This window comes from Methylobacterium sp. Leaf102, assembly GCF_001422425.1.
In the GTDB taxonomy this organism is placed as follows: domain Bacteria; phylum Pseudomonadota; class Alphaproteobacteria; order Rhizobiales; family Beijerinckiaceae; genus Methylobacterium.
This window is the reverse complement of the sequence record NZ_LMMX01000015.1, coordinates 1-14297: the sequence shown is the minus strand read 5'-3', so window position 1 is coordinate 14297 and position 14297 is coordinate 1. Positions and strand designations below refer to the sequence as shown.

The window sequence follows — 14297 nt, the reverse complement described above, 5'->3', positions numbered from 1 at the left end:
GCGGCCTCAGGTGCCCGGCGTCAGCTTCAGGATCTTGCCACCGGCACCATCGGTGACGGCATACACCGCACCGTCGGGCCCGACCTTCACGTCGCGGATGCGTTCACCCAGGGGAATGCGCTCCTCGGTGACCACCTTGTCGCCGTCGAGCTTGATCGCCACTAGGCCACCGCTGGAGAGGCCACCGATGAGGAAGGCATCCTTCCAGGCCGGGAACTTGTCGCCGGTGTAGAGCGCCATGCCGGAGGGGCCGATCACCGGGTCCCAGTAATAGACCGGTTGGGCGGTGCCGCCCGCCTGGGTCTTGCCCTCACCGATCTTCTCGCCGGAATACTCGATGCCGTAAGTCACCTCGGGCCAGCCGTAATTCACGCCGGGTCGCGGCCGGTTGAGTTCATCGCCGCCGCGCGGACCGTGCTCGACGGTCCAGAGCCGCCCCTGCGGGTCGAGGGCGGCGGACTGGACATTGCGATGCCCGTAGGACCAGATCTCGGGTTTGGCCTTCTCGCCGCCCGTGAACGGGTTGTCCTTGGCGGCATTGCCGTCGGTGTCGATACGGAAGACCTTGCCGAGGCCGCTTGTGAGATCCTGGGCTTGGACCCGCGGGCCCTTGTCGGAGCGCTCGCCCACGGTGACGAACAGCTTGCCGTCCGGTGCGAAGACGAGACGCGAGCCGAAGTGCTTGTCGCCGTCGTAGGTGGGCATCTGACGGAAGATCACCTTCACCTCGTCGAGGCGAGCAACACCCTTGTCCTCGATGAGCTTGGCGCGAGCCACCGTCGTGCCGTTCCCTTTCTCCCGCGGTTCGGCATAGCTGAAATAGATCAACCGATCGGCGACGAAGCTCGGGCTCAGCGCGACATCGAGAAGACCGCCCTGGCCCTTCGCATCGACCTTCGGCACGCCGGGGATCGGTGCACCGGGCGTGCCGTCCTTCGAGAGGATCCGCAGGGTGCCGCCCTTCTCGGTGACCAGCATGCGGCCGTCGGGCAGGAACTCGAGGGCCCACGGACTGTCGAGGCCCTTGGCCACCGTTTCCGTCTTGACCTTGGTGGCCTCGGCGGGCTTCGGCGCCCGGGTCTGGTTCGGCAGAAGCGGCTTATAGGTCGTGTTGGGTGCCTCGGTCTCGGCGGGCGTCGTGCCGGCGGCGTCGGAGGTCGGCGCAGTGAAGGCCTCGCCCTCGACCCGTGGCTGCCGAGGTGCGGTACCGCCCGCCTCCTGTGCGATGGCGCCCAAGGGGGGACCGGCGAGGGCGAGGGTCGCGAGCAGGGTCTGGGAGATGCGCTTCACGTCGGATTGTCCTCCATGGCGGCGAGATGCCGTGTCCGGTCCTATCGCAATCGGGTCTTGTCGTGGCCTGACTTTGCCGAGACTGGATCCTACCATGTCCAGCCGACCCACGAACGGGGCAGCCGAACGCTCCCGTCCGGCTGCCGAAGCGCGCACGGGTAGAGAGCACATGGGGCCAGAGGGGCAGTTTGGCGAGTCCCGCCGGGTGACGGAGCGCGGCCATTCGCGAGGATGCGTCGCCCGGAGCCTGCCGTGAGTGGCAAACGAGCCCACGCCTCCGACATTGTTCGGGGGCAGGGATTCGGGGAGGCAGGGATTCGGGGAGGCGGGGGTTCGAGGAGGCAAGGTTCGGTGGAGGCGAGCGCTCGGGTCGGTGGACAACGCATGAGGCGGCCGGTGTGCTGCCCTGCGGACGGCGCGCACCGCCTTGACCGCCCGACCCAGCATTGCCAAGTCTCGTGACGAAGCGCCGCCGACGATGCGGCGCACCCGCCCGACCCGGACGGGACGCGCTCCGGCGCGAAGGCATGCGAAAGGGACGAAGATGGCGACGGTGAAAGTGACCGACGCGAGTTTCGAGCAGGACGTTCTCAAGTCCGTCGAGCCCGTCGTGGTGGATTTCTGGGCGGAGTGGTGCGGTCCCTGCCGGCAGATTGGCCCGGCCCTCGAGGAGATCGCCACCGATCTCCAGGGGCGGGTGAAGATCGCCAAGGTGAATGTCGACGAGAACCCCGGCATCGCGGCGCAGTACGGCATCCGTTCGATCCCGACGCTGCTGATCTTCAAGAATGGCGAACTCGCCAGCCAGAAAGTCGGCGCGGCGCCGAAGGGCGATCTCTCGCGCTGGATTCAGGCGAGCGCTTAAGCGCGCCGTTGACCACTGGAAACCGAAAGCCCGGCGCTCGCGCGCCGGGCTTTTTTGTCCGTCGTCTCGGCCCCGAACAGAGAAGGCCCAGCCTTGCGGCCGGGCCTCCCAAGTTCCGGATACCGGAAGTTCTACGGCCTAGTACGAGCCGAACTTGTAGTTCAGGCCGGCGCGGACGACGGCGAACTCGGTGTCGCGGCCACGCGTTCCGCCGGTAGCGGTAGCGTAGGGGGTGCCGGTGCGGAACTGCAGGCCGGTGCTGTTGGACACGGCGAACACGTTGCTGGCGGCGGTGCGATCGAGGTTCACGTACAGACCTTCGACCTTCAGCGTCACGGCGGACGAGCGGAAGAAGTTCAGGAAGGAGTCGGTCGGGAGAGCGTACTCGATACCACCGCCGGCAGCGTAGCCGGTGCGGAAATCGTCGTTGCCACGGAAGCCGCCGAACGAACGCTCGGCGCTGCCGGCGCCGTAGGCGAAGCCGCCGGTGCCGTAGAACAGGACGCGGTCGAAGGCGTAACCGATACGGCCGCGCACGGTGCCGAAGTAGTCGAGGCTGGAGATGCCGTTCGGGTTGACGAACGTCAGATCCGGGTTCGGGGTGCCGACGAAACCGGCGACGCGGTTGCGGTCACGACCGAAGTCGACGTACTGGGCGTCGGCCTCGACACCGATCACGAAGCCGGAGCCCGGCGTGAACTGGTAGTTGTAGCCGATCTGGCCACCGCCCGTGAAGCCTTCCTGCGAGCGGCTGTTGTTGTAGATCACAGCGCCGTTGCCGCCGACCAGGCCGGGAGCACGGAAAATGCCCGAAGCGCCCGTGGCGACGACAGCCGGGGTGGCGACGTCGTTACCGGCGTCGAAGCCGTAACCGGCGTTGAAACCGGCGTAGAAGCCGGTCCAGGTGAACACCGGCACCGGCACGAACACCGGCGGAGCGGCGCGGCGCGGAAGGTCGGCGGCCGTGGCGGCAGCCGTGAGAGCCGTGAAGGCTGCGAAAGACGTCAGAAGCTTTTTCATTTTTTATGATCCCCAGCGAGTTGCCCGATCGAAGGGCAAGCTAACCGACTTTCCACAGCCAAGATGTAGCGTTGGAGCCACACTGGCGGGGCCGATAGCGGCCAGGCCGGTGAGGGACAGAGCATCCTGGCGGGCGCCGCGAGATCCCGATCCCGACCGGTTTCCCCGTCGGCCGGCGCGTCGGAACTCTCGTGATCCTCTCAGACCGGCGGCGTCCCGTTGGCGGTCAGGACCGCCCCGGCAAGGTAGAGGGAGCCACAGATGAGGATGCGCGGCGGCCGCTCGAACGCCGTGGCGCACAGGCTCTCCAGGGCCGCCTCGATGCCGGACGCCACATGAGCATCGAGGCCGACCTCGACGGCGATCTGCGCCACCTCGTCGGCCGGCCGCGCCGCCATCTGCCCGGCGATGGGAACGGCGATCAGGGTGCGGGCGAGGCCCACGAAGTTGCGCAGGAAGCCCTCTGCGTCCTTCGTCCCGAGCAGTCCGACGACAAGAACGAGGGGTACGTCGCTGCGCTCGCCGAGATCCGCCATGGCGGCGGCGAGGATGCGGCCGCCGTCGACGTTGTGGCCGCCGTCGAGCCAAAGCTCCGCCCCCTCCGGCACGAGTTCGGACAGGCGACCACGGTTGAGCCGCTGCAGCCGCCCCGGCCAATCGACGGTGTCGAGGCCGCGTTCGATGGCGGCGATCCCGATATCGCCGAAGCCCGCCGCCCGCAGGGCCGCGATGGCGGTGCCCGCATTGGTGAGCTGGTGCCGGCCGTTGAGGCGCGGGCGCGGCAGGTCGAACAGGTCGACCTCGTCTTGGAACACGAGTCGCCCGCGCTCGGCATGCACGGAGAAATCCTGGTTGCCGACCCGAATCGGATCGGCCCCGACGGCGTCGGCCAGCCGGCACAGGACCGAATCGGCCTCCACGTAGTCCTGCGCGGCGATCACCGCCGGGCAGCCGGACTTGAAGATGCCGGCCTTCTCCGTGGCCACCGCCTCGACGGTGTCGCCGAGATACTCGGCGTGGTCGCGCCCGATCGGGGTGACCACGGCGCAGGCCACCCGGTCGATGACGTTGGTGGCGTCCACGCGCCCACCCAGTCCGACCTCCAGCAGAAGCACGTCGGCGGGCGTCTCCGAGAACAACAGGAACGCGGCGGCGGTGGTGATCTCGAACACCGTGATCGGCTCGCCGGCATTGGCGGCCTCGCATCGGGCGAGGGCGTCGGCGAGCTGATCCTCGGGCACGTACTGGCCGCCCCCCACCGCGCCGATGCGGATGCGCTCGTGGAATCGCACGAGGTGGGGCGAGGTGTAGACGTGGGCGGCAAGGCCCCCGGCTTCCAGGATCGCCCGCATGAACGCGATGGTCGAACCCTTGCCGTTGGTGCCGGCGACATGAATCACCGGCGGCAGCTTGCGCTCCGGATGGCCGAGGCGTTCGAGCAGGCGCTGGATACGACCGAGGGAGAGGTCGATCGTGCGCGGGTGCAGGGCGAGGAAGCGCGCCATGAGCGCGTCGGAGGAATCCATGGGCGTGCGTCGCGTCGCTGAGGCTCAGGCCGGATCAGCCGCGGGGGCCGTCCGGGGCGAAGTGGGAGCGTCCTGCTTCATGAGGAGGCCGCACAGGCGTGCGATCGTCTCTTTCAGGGCGTGCCGGTGCACGACCTGATCGATCATCCCGTGCGCGAAGAGGTATTCGGAGCGCTGGAACCCATCGGGCAGCTTTTCCCGGATCGTCTGCTCGATGACGCGCGGGCCGGCAAAACAGATCAAGGCGCCGGGCTCGGCCAGGTGGACGTCGCCCAGCATGGCGTAGGAAGCGGTAACGCCGCCCGTGGTCGGGTTGGTCAGCACCACGATGTAGGGGAGCTTCGCCGCCCGGAGCCGGCGGATCGCCACGGTGGTGCGCGGCATCTGCATGAGGGAGAGAATGCCCTCCTGCATGCGCGCGCCGCCGGACGCCGAGAACAGGATGTAGGGGGTGCGCTTGTCGAGGGCCGTCTCGGCTCCTCGGACGAAGGCCTCGCCCGCCGCCATACCCAGGGACCCGGCCATGAACGCGAAATCCTGCGCCGCCAGGGTCATGGGCAGCCCGCCGACCCGACCGAAGCCGATCTTGAAGGCGTCCGGCATTCCGGTCTTGGCGCGCGCGTCCTTGAGGCGATCGACGTAGCGCTTCTCATCGCGGAACTTGAGCGGATCTGCGGCGACCTCCGGCAGGGGCACGTCGATCCAGGTGCCCTCGTCGAACATCATCTTGAGGCGCGCCTGGGCGCTCATCTTGAGATGGTGCTCGGAGCCGGGAATGACCCAGTGGTTGCTCTCCACCTCCTTGTGGAAGACCATCTGCCCGGTATCGGGGCACTTGACCCAGAGATTCTCCGGCGTCTCGCGCTTGAACAGGGTCTTGATCTTGGGGCGCACGACCTCCGAGATCCAGTTCATCGGCTCAACCATCATCGTGATGCCGTCCTTGGTTTCGCGAATTCGGTGATCAGACCCTGTCCGGTGATCAAGCCCGGGCCGCCCGGCGCACGCCCTCGGCGAGATCGCGCACCAGGGCGCTCACCGCCTCGACCGTTCCGGCCCCCGCGCGGCCCTCGCCGTCGAGGCTGCCCCGGAGGGCGTCGATCAGGGCGGAGCCGACCACGACACCGTCGGCACCCCGCGCGATGGCGGCGGCGTCAGCCCCCGTGCGGACGCCGAAACCGACCACGACGGGCAGTTCGGTGTGGCGCCGGATGCGCCCGACGGCATCGGCCACCTTGCCGAAATCCGGGGTCGCCGTCCCGGTGATGCCGGTGATCGATACGTAATAGACGAAACCGGCCGTGTTCGCGAGGACGGCGGGCAGGCGCTTCTCGTCTGTGGTCGGCGTGGCGAGCCGGATGAAGGCGAGGCCCTTGGCGAGTGCCGGCAGGCAGAGTTCGTCATCCTCCTCGGGCGGCAGGTCGACGACGATGAGGCCGTCGATGCCGGCCGTCACCGCATCGTCGAGGAAGCGGTCGACGCCGTAGGTGTGGATCGGGTTGAAGTACCCCATCAGGATCACGGGCGTGCCGGCGTTGCTCTCCCGGAAGCGGCGCACGAGGTCGAGGGTGCGGGCCACACCCTGGCCGCCCTTCAGCGCCCGCAGGCCCGCAGCCTGGATCGCGGGGCCGTCGGCCATGGGATCGGTGAACGGCAGGCCGAATTCGACGATGTCGGCCCCCGCTTCCGGCAGGGCCTGAAGCACTTTCAAGGATGTCTCCGGGTCCGGGTCACCCGCCATCACGTAAGTGACGAGGGCCGCGCGCCCCTCCGAACGGCAGCGGGCGAAGGTCGCCTCGATGCGGGTCGGGGCGGAACCGGTGACGGGACTTGGTACGGTCATGGGCGCTTGCGCTCTCGCGGCCGGCCCGGATCGGGCTCACGGATGAGCCGTCGCGCCTACACCATCGGGGCGGGCCCGTGAAGCGCGAGCGATCCGATGGCGCCAAAGGCCGCGGGCGCCGCCCTGTTCGTCCGCCTGGGAAACGGACGGCGGCGGACCGACCGCCACGCAGCCGCATTCTCAGGTCGCCTGGCAAGGAACGCTTAAGCGCCTTTCGAAAGCCGGCGTTCAACCCCGGCTGGCATCGTCCCTCTGCGCTGCGAACGGGTCGGTCCGTCCGCACCGGGGAGAAACGCATGACCAGCCAGACCCTCGCGCTGATCCTCTCCGTCCTGGCTGGGGCCTTCGTGCTGGTCGTCCTGCTGCGCCGGCACGGGATGCCGGCGGTGGAGGGTGCGGAGGTCGAGCACCTCCAGGCTCGCATCCAGCGCATCACGGAGAGCGAGGAGCGCTACCGCGCCCTCGTGGAGGCGACCACCGAGATCGTCGTCCAGCGCGACGCCCTCGGGCGGATCACCTTCGCCAATGCCGGGTTCGGGCGCCTCGTCGGCGCGGAGGCGTTCGCCCTCGTTGGCTCCACCTTGGAGGCGTCCTGCCTGGAGCACGGCCCCGTTGAGGAACGTCCGGACGGCGTGCGCCGGGTCGAGCGGCGGCTCGCCCCCGTGACCGGCCCGCCGCGCTGGTTCTCCATCATCGAGATGCCGGTGGCCGGTCCCACGGGCGAGACCCAGTGGCTGCATGCGGGCTCCGACATCACCGAGCGGATCGAATCCGCCCGCTCCCTCGACGAGGCCCTGACCCGGGCGGAAGCCGCCAACGTCGCCAAATCCCGCTTCCTCGCCACCGTCAGCCACGAGTTCCGCACGCCGCTCAACGGCATCCTCGGTATGGCCGACCTGGTTCTCGACACCGGGCTCGACGCCGAACAGCGCACCTACGTCGAGGCGGTGCGGACGTCCGGCAAGGCGCTGCTGTCGCTCATCGACGGCATCCTCGACTTCTCGCGGATCGAATCGGGCCGCCTCGACCTCGCCGCCGCACCCTTCGACCTCGCGGCCCTCGCCGAGGGCGTGGTCGAGCTCCTCGCGCCGCGGGCGCAGGACAAAGGCATCGAGATCGCCCTCGACATCGCCGAGGATGTCGCCACGATGGTCATCGGCGACGCGGACCGCGTGCGTCAGATCCTCGTCAACCTCGCGGGCAACGCCGTGAAGTTCACCCAGACGGGCGGCGTCGGCATCGAGATCGGGCGGGAGGACGACCATGTCGCACTCACGGTTCGCGACACCGGGCCGGGCATCCCATCGGAGCGGATTCCCCTTCTTTTCGAAGAGTTCGAGCAGGGCGATGGCAGCGCCAGCCGACGCCACGAAGGTACCGGCCTCGGGCTCGCCATCACCCGCCGCCTCGTCGCCCGCATGGGCGGCCGGATCGAGGCGGAGTCGGCGCTGGGCCAGGGCAGCCGCTTCACCGCCCTCCTGCCCCTGGAGGCCGCCGGGACCGAGGATCCCGTCGCGGCGCCTGTATGCCTCCACGGGCGCACGGTGCTGATCGTGGCAGCCTCACCGTTCCAGGCGCCGTTCCTCGCCCGTCGGCTGTCCAGGGTGGGCGCCCATGCCACTGTGGTGGACACCGAAGCGGCCGGGCTCGCAGCTCTTTCCGGCGCAGGCTTCGACGCGATCATCGCCGACCGCTCCCTCGGCGACGCCGCCGTACGGACCCTCGCTCAGGCCGCAAAGGCCGGGGGCGTGCGCTGCAGTCTCGTCCTGCTCTCGCCCTTCGACCGACGCGAATTCGGGTCTCCGGGCGCGGCGGGCTTCGACAGCTATCTCGTCAAGCCCGTGCGCGCCCGCTCCTTGTTCGACCGCCTGATGGCGCCGGCACGGCCCATCGGGGGGGGCGAAGGACCGTCGGCCGCCGCGCCTCCACGGGTCGCCGCGTCGGGCCCGCGCGTGCTCCTGGCGGAGGACAACCCCATCAACGCCCTCCTGGCGACGAAAGCTCTGGAGCGCCTCGGCGCCACGGTGGTTCCGGCGCGCGACGGGCTCGAAGCCGTGGCACTCTTCTCCGAGGGCGGAGCGTTCGATCTCGCCCTCATCGACATCCGCATGCCCGGTCTCGACGGCCTCGAGACCGCCCGGCGCATCCGTGCCCTCGAGGCTTCGCGCGAAGGCGGGCCGCTTCACCTCGTGGCGCTCACGGCCAATGCGGGGCGCGACGACGAGCTGGCGGCCCGAGCCGCCGGCTTCGACGGTTTCCTTGCCAAACCCCTCAACCTGAGGGCGCTGCCGGCCCTGCTCGAACGGCGGTCGGCCGCGGCTTGACCCGGCTGTTGACGGGCCGCGTTGACAGGTCCGGGCCGGCGCGCGAACACGGGCGCATGGCCGCTTTCCAGACTTTCGACGCCCCGACGATGGACCCCTCGTCCGCCCGCCACGACCGCGGCATCCTCGCGGGTATCGCGGCGATCGTCTTCGCCACGGTTCTGATCGGAACCCTGGCTCCGGCCTCGCACAGGGCGGCCGCCGTGGCGCCGAGCGCGGATCACACCTGCGCCGAGTGGGGCGACGGCTGCCGTGTCTGCCAGCGCCGGGAGGAAGGGGCCGCCTGCTCCCTGCCGGGCATCGCCTGCGTGCCGTCCGAGATGCGCTGCCTGCGCCGCGTCGGCGACTGAGTGTCTCTCACAAAACTCCCGTTGCGCCGCCGTGCTCAGAGCGAGAACCGATGGTGACCGGGAGTTTTGTGAAGCACTCTGAGCCGGCGGCCCCAATGACCGCGCCGACCTTCCGGTTCGCACCGACCTTCCGGTTCGCGCCGAGCCCCAACGGCCGCCTGCACCTCGGCCATGCCTGGTCGGTCCTGCTCAACGCCGATCTCGCCCGGCGCTGGGGCGGGCGCCTCCTCCTGCGCATCGAGGATATCGATCCCGGCCGCTCACGGCCCGACCTGGTATCGGCGATCCAGGATGACCTCGCCTGGCTCGGGATCGCCTTCGACGGAACGGTTCTGCGCCAATCCGAGCGCATGCCGGCCTACCGGTCGGTCCTCGGGGGCCTCGCGGCCCGAAGTCTCGCCTATCCGTGCTTCTGCTCACGTTCGGAGGTCGGCGCGGCGGCGCGGGCCGCCGCCGGGGATGGCCCACTCCCGCGCGATCCCGATGGGGCGCCGCTCTATCCCGGCACGTGCCGGATTCTACCGGAGATCAGCGTCTCCGCCCGGATCGCCCGGGGCGAACCGCACACCTGGCGCCTCGCCATGGACCGCGCATGCGCGGCTGCGCCCGGCCCGTCCGGTTTTTCCACCTTCGCACCGGACGGAACTACGGGGTCCGTGCGTGCCGACCCGGCCCGCTGGGGCGACAGCGTCATCGGCCGCCGCGACGTGCCGACGAGCTATCACCTCGCCGTTGTGACCGACGACGCAGCGCAGGGCATCACCAATGTGGTACGCGGCGCAGACCTCCTGGCCGCCACCGATCTCCACGCGCTGCTGCAGGCGCTCCTCGGTCTGCCGGGCCCACGCTACCACCACCACGCCCTCCTGCTCGACGCCACCGGCGCCAAGCTCGCCAAATCGCGCGGCTCGCAGAGCCTCGCCGACCTGCGGGCGCAGGGCGTCGAACCCGAGTCCATCCGCGCGCAGCTCGGCTTCTCCTGAGGGGCCCTTGCGGCGGGCGCGCGTTTGCGCCTCTCATCGCCCAAAATTCCGTGACGGAGAGTCCCGTACCCGTGTCCGACCGCTTCAACGCCGCCGCCCATTGCCTCTCCGAGAACGCCCGCCTGCGGCCCGACAAAGCCGCCCTCGTCATGGCGGGCGCCGACGGAGCCGCCGCCACCCTGACCTTCACCGAGGCCGATCGGGCCGTCCGGGCAATCGCGGCGGGTCTTCTCGGCCTCGGCCTGACACCCGGTGCGCGGGTGATGATCCGCCTCGGCCACGAGGCCGACTACGTCCTGACCTACTTCGGGGCGTTGGCCGCGGGCCTCGTCGCCCTGCCGGCCTCGCCCCAGCTGACGCCCGCCGAGGCCGCTTTCCTCGCGCGCGATTCCGGGGCCGCCGTGATCGCCGCCGGCGCGGACATCGCCCTCGATCCCGCGAGCACGGACGGCCGCCTCGTCCTGCGGCCCGCCGACATCGCTGCCTTCAAGGCCGGGCCGCCGCTGCCGGCCTACGCCAACACCGCCGCCGACGATTCGGCGATCCTGGTCTACACTTCCGGCACCACGAGCCGGCCCAAGGGCGTACGCCACGCTCACCGCTCGGTGCGCGGACGCCGACCGATGCATGCCCACTGGCTCGGCCTGACCGACACCGACGTGATGCTGCACGCCGGCACGTTGAACTGGACCTACACCCTGGGGGTCGGCGTCACCGATCCGTGGGCCTGCGGCGCCACCGCCGTGCTGTACGACGGCCCGCGCGATCCGGCCGTGTGGCCGTCCCTCATCGCTCGCCATGGCGCCACCCTGTTCGCCGCCGTGCCGAGCCTCTACCGCCAGATCCTCAAATACGCAGACCTCCCCGCACACGACCTCACGCGCCTGCGCCACGGCGTGACGGCCGGCGAGGCCCTGCCGGCCGAACTCCTCGCCGCCTGGACGGACGCCACGGGCAAGCCGCTCTACGAGGCACTGGGCATGAGCGAGATCTCCACCTACGTGTCGAGCGGTCCCACCATCCCCGTGCGCCCCGGCTCGCCGGGCCGTCCCCAGCCCGGGCGCCGCGTCGCCATACTGCCCACGGACGGTGCACCCGAGCCGCTGCCGCCGGGTGAGATCGGCCTGCTCGCCGTGCACCGCTCCGAGCCCGGCCTGATGCTCGGCTACTGGAACCGGCCGGACGAGGACGCGGCGGTCACCCGGGGCGACTGGTTCACCGGCGGCGACCTCGCCAGCCTCGATTCCGATGGCTACCTCTGGTTCCACGGCCGCAACGACGACCTCATGAACGCGCTGGGCTACCGGGTCTCGCCGAGCGAGGTCGAGGTGGTGCTCGCCCGTCACCCGGACGTCGCCGAAGTCGGGGTCGCTGAACTCGGCGTCCGCGCCGACCTCCGGGTCATCGCCGCCTTCGTGGTGCCGAGAGCCGGGGCGTCCCCCGATGCCGCCGCCCTCATCGCCTTCTGCCAGGCGCATCTCGCCGCCTACAAGTGCCCGCGCGCGATCCGCTTCCTCGAAGCCCTGCCGCGCACGCCAAACGGAAAGATCCAGCGCCGCCGCCTCGGACAGGACTGAGGCGAACGCACCTCGGACGATCGCAGCCGAGGTTGTGGCGTCGGGGGGGGCTCGATAGAGCGGGGGCGCTTGCAACGTTTCTCGCCAAAGATGGCCGCCCCGCGATGCCTCCCCTCCCTCTCTCGGTCTTCATCATCGCCCAGAACGAGGCCGACCGCATCGGGGCTACGATCCGGGCGGTGCGGGGCCTGACGGACGATCTCGTGGTGGTCGATTCCGGGTCCACCGACGGCACGCAGGCCCTGGCGGCGTCCCTCGGTGCCCGGGTGATCCACAACGGCTGGTCCGGCTACGGCCCGCAGAAACGCTTCGCCGAGGACCAGTGCCGCCACGTCTGGATGCTCAACGTCGATGCCGACGAGGTGGTGCCGGAGGATCTGGCGGCCGCGATCCGGGCCGCCTTCGGCAAAGGCGAGCCGCGCCACCCGGCCTATCGCATCGCCATCGCGGAGATCTTTCCCGGCGAGGGCCGCCCGCATCCCTGGGCCTACCGCCTCACGCCCGTGCGCCTCTACCGCAAGGATCGCGGCCGCTACTCACCGTCCCCGGTCCACGACCGCGTTGACCTCGCCCCGGGCGCCAGCGTCGGCACCCTGCGCGGCGTGATCCACCATTTCTCGGTGCGCTCGCTCGGAGACCAGCTCGACAAGCTCAACCGGTACTCCGACCAGCAAGCCGACGATCTCGCGGCCCGCGGCGTCGCGATCCCGACCTGGCGCCTGTTCGTGGAGTTGCCGGGCAACTTCCTCAAGGCCTATTTCGGCCGCCGCCATTTCGTGCGCGGCACCTACGGCTTCCTCACGGCAATGAATTACGCCATCTCCCGCCACCTGCGCGTCGCTAAACATTACGAGCGCCGCCGGGCAGATTCTCACACCAGCACGGATTCGCGGCTTGACCGCCCCGACGCGAAATTCTAGATCGACGGCCTGCGGAGACGTGGCCGAGCGGCTGAAGGCACTCGTTTGCTAAATGAGCATACCCCGAAAGGGGTATCGAGGGTTCGAATCCCTCCGTCTCCGCCAGATACTCGCTTAAAGCCCTGAGAAATCAGGGCGCTTTCTTTTTAGGGTCGTGCAGTCCTCCCCCGGGCTGTCCAGCACGCGTGCTGGGCCGGGAGTATCATTCCTGTATGCGATTTGACCCTTATGGTCGACGGCGGGCGCAATCGTGCACCGCATCGTGCACAACAGTCCAGCAGAGGCGCCTCCCAGGATCGCTCGTGAAATTCACGCCGGTCGGAGCCAGGTGCAGGCCGCACGATCGCAGAGTTACACTCCGGACCATCAGACATCGCTCTGGAGAACCGGATGAGCCAGCCCCACACCCCTAACCGCCTTCTGCGGCTCTCAGCCGTTGAGTCGCTGGTGGGGCTCAAGCGAGCCCGCCTCTACAATCTCTTCGCCGAGGGCGCATTCCCTAAGCAAGTGCGCTTGGGCGACGCGCCGAATTCGCCGGTGGCTTGGCCGGAGCAAGAGGTGCAAACCTGGATCAACCAGCGGATTGCCATGCGTAATCAGGCAGTATGGGTCTAGCCGGGCATAAGCTGGAGCGCTCGATGTGAGCGAAGACTGCTGGCTTGGCCGACAGTCAGCTTTGGGCGCTCCTCATCAGTCAGCAGGTTTCTATTGGCACTACGTCATTCGAACGCTGTGGGTGCATTCCGCACTACCGTCCGTCGAACTGATGAGTTCGCAAATACGCGTGTTTTTAATTAACCGCGCAAGCTTACGTTGATTAATTAAGACAGGTTTGGCTGGCCTGCCCCATGCGGTGGCCCAAGTTCGAAGTTAGTGCATCGTCGGTCTGGAGTTGACCCCGTTTGTGGTCCACGGCCTATGCAAGGTCTCGGGCWGTGACAGCTTGGTTGGCGAAGGCTCGGGGCGTCAAGCCGCCCAGGGCCGTGTGGGGGCGATCGTCGTTGTMGTGGCACCTCCAGTCCTCGATGCGGTCGCGGGCATCAGCCAGCGACAGGAACCACGMSGCGTTCAGGCATTCCGCCCGTAGGCGGCCGTTGAACGACTCGACGTAGGCGTTGTCGGTCGGCTTGCCCGGTCGTGAGAAGTCGATCTCGACCCCGTTCAGGTAGGCCCACTGGTCGAGCATGCGACCGGCGAACTCCGGCCCATTGTCGACCCGCAAGCTCTTGGGCCGTCCCCTCAGCTTGACCGAGGCGTCGAGCGCCTCGGTGACCTGGAAGGCGCGGAGGTTGGCTCTCGGTGTGAGCGAGAGCGCCTCTCGCGTGTGGTGATCGACGACCGTCAGGATCCGGAACGGACGCCCGTCAAACAGGCGGTCGGACATGAAGTCCATCGCCCAGACCTCGTTGGGTCCACCGATCGCCGGTCGTCCCTGGCGATACCGCCAAGCCCGCTTGCGCTTGGGCAGCTTGGACCGGATCGACAGCCCTTCGTCGCGGGTGAACCGCCCCGGGTTTCCCGGAGGCTGTTTGGTTTGGATCAAGCGGCCAAGGCTTGCACCTCGGTCTGGGCATAGTAGTGCGCTTCGGCTTCGGCGGG

Annotated in this window: 12 protein-coding genes, 1 tRNA gene and 1 pseudogene; 8 read left to right on the top strand and 6 right to left on the bottom strand. The window is 69.2% G+C overall.

Features of this window, described 5'->3' with window-relative positions; translation table 11 throughout:
• Window positions 1–6: 6 nt before the first annotated feature.
• Window positions 7–1290 carry a PQQ-dependent sugar dehydrogenase gene (locus ASF27_RS10635; RefSeq protein WP_056171250.1) on the bottom strand — a complete coding sequence of 428 codons (1284 nt, stop codon included), beginning with the start codon at window positions 1288–1290 and terminating at the stop codon, window positions 7–9.
• A gap of 544 nt (window positions 1291–1834) precedes the next feature.
• Between ASF27_RS10635 and trxA the strand changes: the two genes are divergently transcribed.
• Window positions 1835–2155 (top strand): thioredoxin, encoded by a 321-nt coding sequence (trxA, locus tag ASF27_RS10630; RefSeq protein ID WP_056088302.1) that lies wholly within the window; start codon window positions 1835–1837, stop codon window positions 2153–2155.
• A gap of 138 nt (window positions 2156–2293) precedes the next feature.
• Here the strand turns inward: trxA and ASF27_RS10625 are convergent, their stop codons facing one another.
• From ASF27_RS10625 to trpA, 4 genes are all read right to left on the bottom strand, one after another.
• Complete coding sequence (locus tag ASF27_RS10625) at window positions 2294–3175, bottom strand: porin family protein (RefSeq protein WP_056171252.1); 882 nt, start codon at window positions 3173–3175, stop codon at window positions 2294–2296.
• A gap of 200 nt (window positions 3176–3375) precedes the next feature.
• Window positions 3376–4701 (bottom strand): folylpolyglutamate synthase/dihydrofolate synthase family protein, encoded by a 1326-nt coding sequence (locus ASF27_RS10620; RefSeq protein ID WP_056264067.1) that lies wholly within the window; start codon window positions 4699–4701, stop codon window positions 3376–3378.
• Between the two features lie 24 nt (window positions 4702–4725).
• Window positions 4726–5628 carry an acetyl-CoA carboxylase, carboxyltransferase subunit beta gene (accD, locus tag ASF27_RS10615; protein ID WP_056171294.1) on the bottom strand — a complete coding sequence of 301 codons (903 nt, stop codon included), beginning with the start codon at window positions 5626–5628 and terminating at the stop codon, window positions 4726–4728.
• Between the two features lie 55 nt (window positions 5629–5683).
• Window positions 5684–6544, bottom strand: a complete 861-nt coding sequence (trpA, locus tag ASF27_RS10610) for a tryptophan synthase subunit alpha (RefSeq protein ID WP_056264064.1) — start codon at window positions 6542–6544, stop codon at window positions 5684–5686.
• A gap of 296 nt (window positions 6545–6840) precedes the next feature.
• On the opposite strand from trpA, the gene ASF27_RS10605 reads away from it, so the two are divergent.
• The 7 genes from ASF27_RS10605 to ASF27_RS10575 all read left to right on the top strand — a co-directional run bounded on the left by ASF27_RS10605 (window position 6841) and on the right by ASF27_RS10575 (window position 13313).
• Complete coding sequence (locus ASF27_RS10605) at window positions 6841–8868, top strand: ATP-binding protein (protein ID WP_056359925.1); 2028 nt, start codon at window positions 6841–6843, stop codon at window positions 8866–8868.
• Between the two features lie 56 nt (window positions 8869–8924).
• The gene (locus ASF27_RS10600; RefSeq protein ID WP_056264058.1) at window positions 8925–9218 is read left to right on the top strand and encodes a hypothetical protein; all 294 of its coding nucleotides are present in this window, start codon (window positions 8925–8927) and stop codon (window positions 9216–9218) included.
• 95 nt (window positions 9219–9313) lie between these two features.
• Window positions 9314–10201 (top strand): tRNA glutamyl-Q(34) synthetase GluQRS, encoded by an 888-nt coding sequence (gluQRS, locus tag ASF27_RS10595; RefSeq protein WP_056359923.1) that lies wholly within the window; start codon window positions 9314–9316, stop codon window positions 10199–10201.
• A gap of 71 nt (window positions 10202–10272) precedes the next feature.
• The gene (locus tag ASF27_RS10590; protein ID WP_244480975.1) at window positions 10273–11778 is read left to right on the top strand and encodes an AMP-binding protein; all 1506 of its coding nucleotides are present in this window, start codon (window positions 10273–10275) and stop codon (window positions 11776–11778) included.
• A gap of 104 nt (window positions 11779–11882) precedes the next feature.
• A complete protein-coding gene (locus tag ASF27_RS10585; protein ID WP_056304163.1) occupies window positions 11883–12698 on the top strand; it encodes a glycosyltransferase family 2 protein in 816 nt (271 codons plus the stop codon).
• A 13-nt stretch (window positions 12699–12711) separates the two neighbouring features.
• Window positions 12712–12803 (top strand) — tRNA-Ser (locus ASF27_RS10580).
• Window positions 12804–13088: 285 nt separating this feature from the next.
• Window positions 13089–13313, top strand: coding sequence for an AlpA family phage regulatory protein (locus tag ASF27_RS10575; RefSeq protein ID WP_056359917.1), 225 nt, complete (start codon window positions 13089–13091; stop codon window positions 13311–13313).
• A gap of 301 nt (window positions 13314–13614) precedes the next feature.
• Here ASF27_RS10575 and ASF27_RS10570 read toward each other — a convergent pair.
• Window positions 13615–14196, bottom strand: a pseudogene (locus ASF27_RS10570) (integrase core domain-containing protein); the annotation flags it as partial.
• Between the last annotated feature and the right edge of the window lie 101 nt (window positions 14197–14297).

What these genes read in the sequence shown, in the direction of transcription:
- trxA (WP_056088302.1), top strand. Translation starts at nt 1,835, where the DNA reads ATGGCGACGGTGAAAGTGACCGACGCGAGTTTCGAGCAGGACGTTCTC.
- ASF27_RS10625 (WP_056171252.1), bottom strand. Translation starts at nt 3,175, where the DNA reads ATGAAAAAGCTTCTGACGTCTTTCGCAGCCTTCACGGCTCTCACGGCT.
- ASF27_RS10620 (WP_056264067.1), bottom strand. Translation starts at nt 4,701, where the DNA reads ATGGATTCCTCCGACGCGCTCATGGCGCGCTTCCTCGCCCTGCACCCG.
- accD (WP_056171294.1), bottom strand. Translation starts at nt 5,628, where the DNA reads ATGGTTGAGCCGATGAACTGGATCTCGGAGGTCGTGCGCCCCAAGATC.
- trpA (WP_056264064.1), bottom strand. Translation starts at nt 6,544, where the DNA reads ATGACCGTACCAAGTCCCGTCACCGGTTCCGCCCCGACCCGCATCGAG.
- ASF27_RS10605 (WP_056359925.1), top strand. Translation starts at nt 6,841, where the DNA reads ATGACCAGCCAGACCCTCGCGCTGATCCTCTCCGTCCTGGCTGGGGCC.
- ASF27_RS10600 (WP_056264058.1), top strand. Translation starts at nt 8,925, where the DNA reads ATGGCCGCTTTCCAGACTTTCGACGCCCCGACGATGGACCCCTCGTCC.
- gluQRS (WP_056359923.1), top strand. Translation starts at nt 9,314, where the DNA reads ATGACCGCGCCGACCTTCCGGTTCGCACCGACCTTCCGGTTCGCGCCG.
- ASF27_RS10585 (WP_056304163.1), top strand. Translation starts at nt 11,883, where the DNA reads ATGCCTCCCCTCCCTCTCTCGGTCTTCATCATCGCCCAGAACGAGGCC.
- ASF27_RS10575 (WP_056359917.1), top strand. Translation starts at nt 13,089, where the DNA reads ATGAGCCAGCCCCACACCCCTAACCGCCTTCTGCGGCTCTCAGCCGTT.